An 11,689-nucleotide genomic window follows, 5' to 3' on the forward strand; every position below is an offset into this window, starting at 1 on the left:
ACTCGAGGACTCTTTTAGCCTCGTTGTCCTGTGGACTCACCCTGTAGGCGCATTAACGGACGTAGTACCTTTTGCAACATACGTGGGTAGTTGCCCAGCTCGTCCCTGCGCAATACGCGCAATACAACCAGCAACACCAAGTAGCATACCAGTACAGTCGCTCCGGCAATGCAGCATGCGATGAAGAAGGCTACACGCGCAGGCATCAGATGCACCAGCAGAATACAGGCTTCATTTACGCCGTATCCGATAGCTCCCGAGACGACGACTGCGGTTAAGAACCCTGCCCAGCGACGGCCCATGATGGAAAAGGAGACGATCCCTTTAAGCACACGCAAATTCAGCAACGTGATCACGAGGAAACATAATCCGGTTGCGGCAATGATCCCGTAAATCCCAAGCCAACCAGCCAGCAGCCAGCTCGCTGCAAACTTGACGACGATCCCGACCATGACATTAACCATTGAAATACGCGGCTTGCCCATACCGATCAATATCGAATTAGAAGTCATCATTGTAATCTGGAATATCGTTCCGAGTGTCAGAACAGCGATGATACCACTGCCTCCAAGCGAGCTAAACAGTAAACCATTAATAGAATAGGCGGTTACACATAAAGCCAGCACAATCGGCATTCCAGTCAAAATAGAGATACGCAAAGCCAGCGTCATCTGATTTTGTAAATGCTGCTCATCCTTACGGGCAAATGCCGCTGAAATGATCGGAATAAGCGATTGACTGAGCGCAATGGCCAAAATCGGCGGAATTCCCGCCACACTCTGTGCCCGAGAGCCTAGATAACCCAACTGAGTAGTCGCCTGATCCAATCCGACTTGACCAGATAGCAGTCTCACCACAATCGACGTATCAATAAAGTTAACCGCCGGAACGGTCAGAGACGACAATACAATCGGAATGGAAAGCTTGAAAATATCTTTGTAGATGCGCATCATCGGTAGCGCGGAGCTTTCCTCTTGGAATTGATCTTGACGATCCTGGCGATCCTGACGACGCAATTTCACCGTGTAGTACAACATGACCGCCAGAGCGCCAAGACTTCCCATGACACCCCCAAAGGAGGCCCCAGCTGCAACCTCGCGATCTCCATAACCCAGCTTCAAAATAATAAAAGCGAGTATAATAGCGGTCGCTACCCGTGCAACCTGCTCCACAATTTGTGAAATACCGCCTGCGGTCATATTACCGCGCCCTTGGAAGTATCCACGCATCATAGCAATGGCAGGGAACAGCAGTAATGCTGGTGCCAAAGCCTGAATGGCCAAAGCGGATTGCGGAACCCCTGCTACATGCTCGGCAAAATAAGGCGCTCCAAAATACAGCAGCGCTGTAATGATAATGCCTGCCGCAGCCGCGAATATCAAAGCCGCACGATACACACGTCGCGCTTCCGAAGGCCGATCCAGTGCATAACGTTCTGAAACCATTTTGCTCAACGTGCTTGGAATGCCGGCCGTAGCCACCGTGAGCAGCATCAAGTAAGCGTTGTTCGCAATGGTAAACGAGGCGTTCCCTACGGAACCTAGCAGATGCTCCAATGGAACACGCTGTACCAGACCAAGCACTCTGGCCACCAAGGCGGCAGCAGCTAAAATAAGCGTACCTTTAAGGAATGTTTCTTTATTGGACAAAATGCGTTCCCTTCTTTCTTGCTGTTCACACGCATGCAAAAGCCCCGCACAAACAGTCATGGCCTGAGCCATCACCGGTGCGGAGCCGCATGTCGATTCTGTCTCTGCAAAACATAATAAATGATAACGAATCTCGAGTTATAGCACCCAAATCAAGAATACAATAATCATGGCAAGCTGCAAAATCACTTTCATCACGGTGCTGGTAAAAAGGCCTAATACAGAGCCAAAGCCCACTTTAATAGCTCGGTCCAGCGGGGCTTTGCTTATCAGTTCACCTAGCACAGCTCCAATAAATGGTCCCAAAATCAGGCCAAATGCCGGAATAACGAAGGGGCCAATAATAATCCCGATGGTACTCAGTATCGCTGACAGGCGCGAGCCACCAAATCGCTTAACTCCCCAGGCATTCACAGCGTAATCCGCGATAAAAAGGGCAACGACGATTAGCGTCTGAATGATCCAGAACAATGCATTGTATGGAGCAAACGAGAAAAACCAGCCGTATACAAAAAATGCAAAATAGATGGCGAGCGCCCCCGGCAATACGGGATATACCGCCCCGGCCATGCCCACAATGAATAGCACAATAACAACAATCCAGCCTACAACGTCCATGGGCCTCCTCCTTCTCGTCCATTCATCCTGCTAGCTGCATCATTCGTTTTATTACACAAGCACATAATCACGGATCACTTCTACAATGCCGTCGTCATTGTTCGAAGCCACGACCACATCAGCGGCTTCTTTAACCGTATCCTGAGCATTCCCCATGGCTACGCCCAGTCCAACCGCTTGAATCACAGCCAGGTCATTCAGACTGTCGCCAACGGCAACCACCTGCTCCAGGGTAATGCCAAGCAGATCGCACACTTCAGTTATGCCACTGGCTTTGGATATACCAGCCGGGTTAATTTCCAGATTTGTCATCGAAGAATTGGAAATCTCAAGTCCACCCATGTCCTGAAGCTTCAGCAAAATTTGGTGGCGAATTTCGTCATTTTCCGTATTATAACCGAATTTGAGCCACTCCTGTGTGTCCAATGTATCCGGCCAACGATCCCTATTATATAATTCCTCGGTTGAGTAAGCCCAGAACCAAGAGCCTGTTTCTACGGCAATCTGGTGCATCTTGCGAACGAGCTCCTTATCAAGTAAATACCGGCGCCACAACTCGTGGGGTGATTTCCACACCTCACTGCCGTTTACGGTTACCATGGGTGTCTCCAGGCCGAGTTGCTGACCGTAAGGCAGAGCATGCATGGCAGCACGTCCGGTGGATAAGCATACATGAATCCCTTCCTGAATCGCCTTGTTAATCCAGTTAATCGTTTCCAAGGAAATTTCATGATCATCGTTCAGTAAAGTTCCATCCATGTCGAGCGCAAGCAGTTTGTATTTATATTGGTTTTCTCCCATAGTCTCTCTTCCTCCTGTATGTCCCTTATGTCCAACGACATTTTACCATGAAAAAGAGAAGCCCACAAAAGTATTCAAGTCCTTACTTTGCTGCCAGAGGCTTTTTAGGAGTACCATCTAGCCCGTAAACTTCGTCATACGCATCGAATATTTTACGCGCAACCGGTCCCGCGCTCGTCGCACCAAAGCCCCCTTCAGGAATGATGACCGCTACTGCCAGCTTCGGATTTTGACGGGGAGCAAAAGCGATGAACACCCCGTTATCTTTAACCGTACGTCCCACCACCTGCTCGGAAGTCCCCGTTTTACGGGCATAATCATAAGGAAATCCATTAAAGGCTTTAACATCCGTAGCCATACCTCGAATCACTGTATTCCAGTGCGTATCTGAAAAAGCGACCTCATTCAGCACCTTCGGCTTAAATTCACGTACAAGATTCCCCTGATCATCTACAATTTTGCTGACCAAATGAGGCTGCATACGCTTGCCCTTTGTTGCCAGCACAGTTGTATACTGGGCTAACTGCATGGCCGTATACTTTCCCTGCTGACCAAAGGATGCCTGTACCAAACGTGTCAACGCACTTTCCTTTTTGCTCGTATACTCGAGTCTGCCTGCCCACTCGCCCGGCAGATCTACTTCTGTCGGTACGCCTAATCCAAATTCCTTCATATACTTGTCCCATACGTCAATTCCCTGATGCACCCCTGCATTACTTCCGTATTTGCCATATAGCGGCTTGCCGATCATATCCACCATAAACGTATTTGACGAGACCTCAATTGCCCTGCTAGGTGTCAAAGAACCATACACATGTCCGCTAGAGTTCCCAACCCGGCTGGAGCGATTTTTGCCGTAGTACGCACTTCCCGTATCCAGATAAGTTTGTCCGGGAGAAAAAAAGTTTTCCTTCAACCCGATCAGCACGGTCAGTGGTTTAATGGTTGAACCCAAAAGCACCGAGGATTCTGGATGTGGACCCGCTTTTCCGCTAGGTACAGATTTAATGGTCCCATTTCCCATTTTATGCTGGATTTCGTCATATACCGAAGGCGAGGTACTCCCACTTTTCCATACATTAGAGTCATAATCCGGCATACTGGCCATTGCTACGATATTTCCGGTCTCTACCTCCATCGCTACAGCGAAGCCAGTGGTCGCGTCTTGATGAAGCTTCCCCGATACGGCATGAGTATGAAGCCAGCGAAGCTGATCCATAATGGCCTGTTCGGTTTTCTGCTGAATTTCCTTGTTGAGGGTGGAATATAGATGATGTCCTTTTTCCGGTGGAGTAATGGATTCAATGCCCTCCGGCATGCTGCGCGGATTGACCTCTACCGTTTTATATCCGTTTTTTCCTCTCAGCTCGTCCTGATACTGAAGCTCCAAGCCATCATATCCAACCGTTTCACTTTCCGAATACACCTGTTCCGGTCTTAGGACCTCCGAATTCGCTTCATAGAGCTCTTTATATTTGGGTCGGTTCGTTCGAGCTCCTTTGAACTTGTACATATATCCAATCGTTTGTACCGCCACCCGATCCGGGTCATAATGGCGTACACTTTCTTCTACAACCTCTACACCAGGGAATTCTGTCCGATGCTCCAGAAAATAAGCGATTTCCTCCCGACTCAAGTCGGATTTGACCAATCGCGGGGTAAATCCCCTATATTGATTATAGTCCGGGTCCAGTCGCTTTTTTATTTCCTCTGCATTAAGTTGCTCCCCTTCGGTATGACCCAGTTCGTTTAATTTGGCAGCAAGTTTGGTAGCAAAAGCATCGAGCTCAGGGAGCAGCTTTCCCCCCGGCTTGCGGTCTTTCTCCGTACGTTTGCTATAATCCTTAGATAAAGTTACATACAAGGACTGTACTGAAGTCGAATACGCCAGCTTAACCGTACCTGTAGAGTCATAAATCGTGCCGCGACTCGGGGCTAACGGGACATTTTTCGTATTTACGGATTGCTGCTGGCCTTTCAGCTCCTCCGATTGTACAAACTGCAATACAGCTAGTCTGGTAATGATCAGGGCAAACAGCACAAAAGCACTAAAAAACAGCAGGTTGGTTCGTAAAACCGTCCGTTTTTTTCGTGACTCTTCATTCTCTTCAACATTTTTCTTTTTGAATGAAAACTTTTTATCCAAACTTCTTCTGTCCATATTAGCTGCATTACTCCTTCCAATAGGTTTCATATTCCCTGATCCTACCATATCTAAAACAATAAACGATGAATTCTAAGATGACAATTTTGTAAGAAAACGTAGAAAAAACATAAAAAAGCTTCCCTCAGCCCAAAGGCTAAGAGAAGCTTACCTGAAATAATAATACGTAGTACAATATTATAGTCGATGAGATAGTTAAGCATTCATCATAGATGCTAGAGCATCCTTAAATCCACGTGCAATTTCTTTACCTTCTTCATCAGTATAACTAATTGTTTCCTTGTATATATTCTTAAACATGGTTTTGAATACCTTTCTAGTTGCACTAAAAGTCAAAGGGAGCTCACTAATTAGAATGTTCTCTGCTTGGGTCTGAGCATTTTCTAATGTCCCAAATTTATTTTTTACAAAGAAAGAAATTTTATCTTTTATTTGTACTGCTGTAGAGTATCGATCACGCATCTCTTCATTTAATTTAGAGTAGGAGGAACCCTTAATTAATTTTGAAACGAGATAAACTGCATCTACATCAGCAACTAAATCCATTAGGTCAAACGTTGACTTGTTTTTCGTAGTACCTATAATTTCAAGAGAAGCAGAATAGGCAGTAGGGTACACATTCCGTTTTACTGAGCCACTCACGTCACCAGCTGCAGTAAGAAGATCCCCAGCCCATCCTCCTAACTCTGCGATAACCGAATTATCTGCTAATGTAGTATATGAGTTAACTGTAGCAAGCATATGGGGAACATCCATCATATTTTCTGTTCCAAGATCGTAGAGTACTTCCATTCTAAAATCAGGTATTTTCTCATTTATAAGTTTCACAAATTTTTCATCAACTGGATTTGCAGTTATATCCCAGAGAATGCCATCGTATATACGGCTTCTATAGTACTCAAGAACTCTTTGGTTAGCTTGATAGATATCATTTGAAGTATATTCAAGAGCATATTTATAAATCTCGTCCATCTGTTTAAAAAACAAATTATTTTGAGTTACTAGCGTATTATTAATCCCGGTATTAATGGAACTAACACCTTGATCTCTTCCCGAAGCAATATTATTATCTATCTCAATTCTATTTTCTGATTCATTTCCAACAGAAATAGTAGAAATTTGGTCAAAGGCCCAGTCTTTCGGCAGAGGATAACCTAAATTACCACTAAAACCTGTGGACATATCACATATAAAACTACTTACTGAATATCCAGCTGCAGCAACACGACTACAAACATTACGCGGCCCATAAATCCCTACTTTATATTTAGAGCCAAGTGAAGTTAATTTGTCATGTATGGCTTTAAAGTGTGGTAGAATATTGCTCGTTACTTGATAGTCAACTGCATCAAAGTCCACAGAAAAATAAATTATAGTATCGTCTTTAAATCCAAATTTATTAGCAGCATGATGTGCCTCAATGGCATCCTTCATGCCCTGCCCTGGTTTGAAGTAGTCTACCCCGTTACCTGATGTTTGATAAATTGGGAATACCCTCAACCCAGAAGATAAAATAACATTAAGTTCCTCCTGCTTTAGCCTCTTCCAATCTCCCCCAACAATGTATCTGCCTACAGTCGTATACCCATTAGTTTTAAGCGCCTTCGCCCTCGCAGGTGTAATCTCAGTTACACAGTCACAAGCTGTTCCTTTTCTATTTCGGTCACCTGTACTAACAAGGAGAGAGGCCCAAGTTTGTTTGCCTGCAATACCGTCAGATGATAACGCACAGAAGCGTTGGAACTCAGCAACAACACTTTTCGTTTGAGTATCATATACACCATTCAGAGTTATACTTTTAAAATCATTCACATACAGTGCATATTTCAAAAGAGAGATGAAATTCGATTTGGTATTCCCTACATTAAGCGTGGGGCAAAGAGACAATGTTGTGGTCCCGAATACACCGTCTGGATTGGTGTTCCCCTGTTCTACTTGCAGTCCATAAATTAAAGCGCGATTAGTTTTACTTGAATACAGACCATCACAAGGAATCAATCCAAGCTTTGGAGTTATATATTTATAGTATTTACTATTTAGAACTTGCTGCATTGCGCGAATATTGGAATCCCCTACATTTACGAATGCATCCATATTTAATAAAGCTTTCATAATTATAGGTGTTGCAATGCCATCTGGATTAGGTAGCCCTGCATCAGCCTGAAGCCTGGAGACTGCCGAGCGAGTCCCATTACCGTATTGCCCGTCCATACCATTTGTACTGTATCCTTTGCAATATAATGCTCCTTGAAGAATAAGTACTAAATTGCCTACTGGAGAACTAGAAGATAGAGTTGGGCAAGCAGCCAATGTCGCAGGACCAAAATCACCATCTGCAGGGGATACTCCAAGTTCAAATTGTAAACCTTGAATGAGAGCCTTAATAGTCCCCCATCCTGTGTTTCCGTCCGCAGTAACCATTTTGTATCCTGGCTTTGTAGAGTATGTTACATTAACAAAATTTTGAACTTTCCTCACCATTTCATCCATGTATAAAAACCTCCCATTTATTTTACTAATGTAAACACAGCAATTCATCTTCTAATAGACTGTCTCTTAATGACTACCTCCTGCTTCTAGTTGGTTATAATAACCTGTCTATCGGGACTAAAGATCATAGGAATTTACCCTAACACAACGACTTACATTCTAAATTTTAAGATAACTGTCATAGTCGAAAATAAAAGTTGATGCGCAGCTAATATCTAAAAGAATAATTTCTGTTAACCTCCTTTTAGACACTTTCATTTTAGTTATAGATTATTCGCTCAGATATCCTATAACTAGATGTATCTGGCATCTAATTATTGAAAACAAATAATCTATTCATCAATATTATATTATATAGCGTAGCGTTACGCAATATAATATAATCCACTTTACAAAATATTTTTCTATACATTACGGAAACACAACAACATAAGATAAAGCTAGTTACTTAGCCTTCAATAATGTTAATCAAGAATATAGCTTAGGAAGGCACAAGTGCACCAACATGATTTTAGAAGCCTACAAATTGCTATTATTACACTTTCTCAGAAAACAGAGAAAATACTAAATTCATTCACTTACTATTGATTGAATTGACCCATATATCTCTTTACATGCAACTACTGTAATAAAACTTGCTGAAAAATTACACACCACTTTTCTTGATATCAAACGCATGTTCGTATATAATTAAATAAATAGGATTTTTTAGCATGTTGTATAAATCTATGCAATGGAATACATCAAATAAAAGGTAATGATTGGGGGGTTGAATTTAGAAATGGAATATATTACGCTCAAAGAAGGCTTTCTTATACTTCAAAATTTGATGGCTACTCCACTTTTGGCACATGTCCGTGAAATTATTAGTACTGAGCAATCAGATTCTAAAATTGTATTAGAAATTTTAGATGAACCGGAGCTTTTCAGCTTACTTCTAATAATATCTAATGCAAAAGAAGATTATTGGAATATGCACCTTTTTTATATGGACCAAGTCGAGAGAAATAACGACCAATATCGCTACCATTCTTTTTCTATCACCGAGAGCCTTCACCTACATAACTGTTTTACTAGACTATTTAAAGCATAGAGAAGCAGGACTCATTTAGAGTCCTGCCCTGTCCCTTTCACTCTTTGATATTCCTCTTCTATAATTCTAATAAGCAATTCGGTAGCGGTAAGCCCCAGCTTTTTTGCCGTCTCCGCTAACTCCTTCTTAATATATGCAGGTACATCATAATGGAATTTCACTTTATTTCCATAAGCCATGTTACTTTTCTCCTTATTTCCCTTAGTTGTTATTCATCACTTCATGATACTTCTGGTCAATTAAGCGAATTAACAACTGGGTTGCTGAAGTTTCCTGTATATTCGCACATTCAATAAGTTTTTCTTTCGTTTCAGGTGCAAATTCATATGGCAATTTAAGCTTTGGCTCGGACATTCGGCTACCTATATTTTTTTCAACTTGGACAGCTTTAGTGACCATTAATTCTAACGAACTTTTCTCTGATATATTTACTTCCGTGTATTTCTGGAGCACCCTGGATAAATACGATTTGATTGCCTTTTGATTGTCCTCATCCAATGTAATGGACAAGTCATTATCTTGTACATGCAATTCGCAATCAAAGTTACTTCCAAATAGATTAATATTGTATTTCACAATTACACTCCTTTTTCTAAATATTAGAGTTTTATTCTTATAATATAATTTGTTTCGTTAGGTTACGCAATATTTTATATAATATATTAACACACTTCTTGATTAACTAAAAAGAAGTAAGGGTTTAAGAAGAAGACGATAAAAGTCCGAAAGAGTTACCCATATTCTGCATTTTCGGTTGTACCAAACAGCATTGGAATAATTAAATAGTGCTTAATTCAATGAAAGAAGACGTCAGTCGCCACCGATCTTCATATTTTTTACATTCTATGATTCTAAATTTTTTTAATATCCCACGCGGTTAACGACGAGATAAATTTTGAACATTTCTGACTGGAGAGATTATTTTTTTGAGTGACTTTCCTTCTCTTGGATCTACACTACTTATGTTAAACTCCTTTACCCTAGTTTTTTACATTTTACCCAATTCTCCATGCCAACTTTTCTTAGTTTTAGCATCACGTAACTACTTTCTCTGACTAATCCATGATAAATCTTCTTGGTCCCTCTATTGTATGGAATATTACTGTATTTTCTCCCCTCCATTCTGGCGCTTCGTAATCAAATATTTCTTTTTGAGAAGGATCAAGGGTATATGGATAATCAATAACTATTTCTTTTTTAGTAAGTTGTTTTGTAAATACAACAAATTTCACTTGATAGATCCTGTAAAACGAAACCTTTCCATCAAGTAGAGATTTTCGATATTCAGTAAGAATAACCTTGTTATTTATAGGGGATGTTACATGTTCGTAGCTGTAAGGATGAAATAATTGGGTAAACAAAGCCTTAAGTAGTAATAACAAAAGCAATCCTATTATTATTACTAAAGTTACCAAGAAATTTCCGCTACTTATAGTAGAAAGTAAAATTAAAGCAATAATATTAATAAAGATAGGTATTAGATAACTACTTTTTTTAAAAAGTAACACATCATAATTAATGGAATAGAGGAATAATAAGAACAAGTTCATAAATAACACGATAAAAACCAGGTAGTATATTATCTTTTTATTGTTGGCAGTCATAAAGTCAGCTCCCATCACTTATAGCTCAATTTAATTTTTATGTAAAATAGTAATAGTTAAATTGTTACAACAAACTTTTGTATTATTAAAATTGAAGACTATATTGCGTTTTACAGAGAGTTTTCACAACAAACTCGGCGACCTCTCCCCAGTTGAATCCGGGGAAAGATCGCCGCTTAATTAATTTTTTTTTATTTTTAATATCAACTTTTACTGCTTCTTATGGCAGCATGGCGACAATGAGAATTCAAATGATCCCTTACGCGATTTACCTAATGGTAAGGAGTTTGCCAAAGTCAAAAGTGGAAGTTGGAACATATCCTCCTTCTGATCAAAACCATCCACGAAATTGTCTAGTAAATGAAAAACGGCTCATAAATCATCTACAGAAGCTCTCTTGCACTTGACTTGACAATCCGCAAAAAAGTTTCAACATCCTCTAATTCCAATATCTCAAAACTTGTTAGTATTCAACATAGAAAGTTCCTTTTGCAGTATCATTATTCGGACCAACTGTTACTTTAAAATAGCCATAAAGCCCTTTGAAAGAAACATTATTATTGTATTTACCACCGTCTTGTAAGGTATAACTATCCCAGGATCTAGGGTCTCCTGGTTGCCAAACGTCTACAGTAAGTACATCAGAATAATGTCCACTTGGAAAAGTATGCACAGTTATTCTACCATTACAATAAATTGCATCACTACTGTCTCCCCAATTATATGTTTTTGAAGTTCCTGTTGTGCTGATTAACCTATTTTCATGGGCAAAGGCATCCGCATAAGTTGAAGATGTTACAGAAGCATTCGCATGAGCTGAAGATGTTGCGGAAACATCCGCATAAGCTGAGGATGTTACTGTTAAAAATAAGAGACACGACACTCCTGAGACTTTCATTTTTTTATTTAGCATATAAAAACCTCCTTGTTTTATTAACTACAACCTGATTTTATAACTAAATGCCACAAAAAGGATTTATGTATATATATCATTTTATGTTAATATTATCATTTTAATTTTTTCTATTAATCACTAAATATAAATTTTCCTTCCAGTTCAGAAGTAGCGAATCTTAAGATTCGACTTAATAATTTCAAGAAAATATTACTATATATATATTTTCAGCTCTATAAGTCTCCTTGTCAGGAATAGCACATGTGATATATAGTATATAGCTTTCTTTAAAATATCCAGCGGCCCATCATTTTGAAACAAATGATGGGCCGCCATTAATGAAAGAACTAAGCTATCTGCTTTTATTGATCAAAT

Annotated in this window: 10 protein-coding genes; 1 reads left to right on the forward strand and 9 read right to left on the reverse strand. The window is 40.5% G+C overall.

Translation table 11 applies throughout. The features are described 5' to 3' along the window. Positions 1–14: 14 nt before the first annotated feature. From NSQ57_RS20035 to NSQ57_RS20055, 5 genes are all read right to left on the reverse strand, one after another. Positions 15–1,649: a polysaccharide biosynthesis protein gene (locus tag NSQ57_RS20035; RefSeq protein WP_340886343.1), complete on the reverse strand. Its 1,635-nt coding sequence runs from the start codon at positions 1,647–1,649 to the stop codon at positions 15–17. Between the two features lie 138 nt (positions 1,650–1,787). Then, positions 1,788–2,267 carry a DUF456 family protein gene (locus NSQ57_RS20040; RefSeq protein WP_250270232.1) on the reverse strand — a complete coding sequence of 160 codons (480 nt, stop codon included), beginning with the start codon at positions 2,265–2,267 and terminating at the stop codon, positions 1,788–1,790. Positions 2,268–2,318: 51 nt separating this feature from the next. Further along, positions 2,319–3,068, reverse strand: coding sequence for a Cof-type HAD-IIB family hydrolase (locus tag NSQ57_RS20045; RefSeq protein WP_342425202.1), 750 nt, complete (start codon positions 3,066–3,068; stop codon positions 2,319–2,321). Positions 3,069–3,150: 82 nt separating this feature from the next. Further along, positions 3,151–5,229: a penicillin-binding transpeptidase domain-containing protein gene (locus tag NSQ57_RS20050; RefSeq protein ID WP_342425203.1), complete on the reverse strand. Its 2,079-nt coding sequence runs from the start codon at positions 5,227–5,229 to the stop codon at positions 3,151–3,153. Positions 5,230–5,427: 198 nt separating this feature from the next. After that, complete coding sequence (locus NSQ57_RS20055) at positions 5,428–7,722, reverse strand: glycoside hydrolase domain-containing protein (RefSeq protein WP_342425204.1); 2,295 nt, start codon at positions 7,720–7,722, stop codon at positions 5,428–5,430. Positions 7,723–8,503: 781 nt separating this feature from the next. Here NSQ57_RS20055 and NSQ57_RS20060 point away from each other — a divergent pair. Beyond that, complete coding sequence (locus NSQ57_RS20060; RefSeq protein WP_342425205.1) at positions 8,504–8,815, forward strand: hypothetical protein; 312 nt, start codon at positions 8,504–8,506, stop codon at positions 8,813–8,815. An 11-nt stretch (positions 8,816–8,826) separates the two neighbouring features. Here NSQ57_RS20060 and NSQ57_RS20065 read toward each other — a convergent pair whose 3' ends face one another. The 4 genes from NSQ57_RS20065 to NSQ57_RS20080 form a co-directional block, all read right to left on the reverse strand. Then, positions 8,827–8,994, reverse strand: coding sequence for a hypothetical protein (locus NSQ57_RS20065; protein ID WP_342425206.1), 168 nt, complete (start codon positions 8,992–8,994; stop codon positions 8,827–8,829). Between the two features lie 22 nt (positions 8,995–9,016). Further along, complete coding sequence (locus tag NSQ57_RS20070) at positions 9,017–9,391, reverse strand: hypothetical protein (protein ID WP_342425207.1); 375 nt, start codon at positions 9,389–9,391, stop codon at positions 9,017–9,019. 479 nt (positions 9,392–9,870) lie between these two features. Further along, positions 9,871–10,419: a hypothetical protein gene (locus NSQ57_RS20075; RefSeq protein ID WP_342425208.1), complete on the reverse strand. Its 549-nt coding sequence runs from the start codon at positions 10,417–10,419 to the stop codon at positions 9,871–9,873. A gap of 463 nt (positions 10,420–10,882) precedes the next feature. Next, complete coding sequence (locus NSQ57_RS20080; RefSeq protein ID WP_342425209.1) at positions 10,883–11,332, reverse strand: hypothetical protein; 450 nt, start codon at positions 11,330–11,332, stop codon at positions 10,883–10,885. Positions 11,333–11,689 lie beyond the last annotated feature (357 nt).

It is taken from the genome of Paenibacillus sp. FSL L8-0502, assembly GCF_038593055.1.
GTDB lineage: Bacteria > Bacillota > Bacilli > Paenibacillales > Paenibacillaceae > Paenibacillus > Paenibacillus polymyxa_D.

Excerpts from the sequence above, each read along its gene's own strand:
- NSQ57_RS20040 (WP_250270232.1), bottom strand. The coding sequence starts at position 2,267 with ATGGACGTTGTAGGCTGGATTGTTGTTATTGTGCTATTCATTGTGGGC.
- NSQ57_RS20045 (WP_342425202.1), bottom strand. The coding sequence starts at position 3,068 with ATGGGAGAAAACCAATATAAATACAAACTGCTTGCGCTCGACATGGAT.
- NSQ57_RS20050 (WP_342425203.1), bottom strand. The coding sequence starts at position 5,229 with ATGGACAGAAGAAGTTTGGATAAAAAGTTTTCATTCAAAAAGAAAAAT.
- NSQ57_RS20055 (WP_342425204.1), bottom strand. The coding sequence starts at position 7,722 with ATGGATGAAATGGTGAGGAAAGTTCAAAATTTTGTTAATGTAACATAC.
- NSQ57_RS20060 (WP_342425205.1), top strand. The coding sequence starts at position 8,504 with ATGGAATATATTACGCTCAAAGAAGGCTTTCTTATACTTCAAAATTTG.
- NSQ57_RS20065 (WP_342425206.1), bottom strand. The coding sequence starts at position 8,994 with ATGGCTTATGGAAATAAAGTGAAATTCCATTATGATGTACCTGCATAT.
- NSQ57_RS20075 (WP_342425208.1), bottom strand. The coding sequence starts at position 10,419 with ATGACTGCCAACAATAAAAAGATAATATACTACCTGGTTTTTATCGTG.
- NSQ57_RS20080 (WP_342425209.1), bottom strand. The coding sequence starts at position 11,332 with ATGCTAAATAAAAAAATGAAAGTCTCAGGAGTGTCGTGTCTCTTATTT.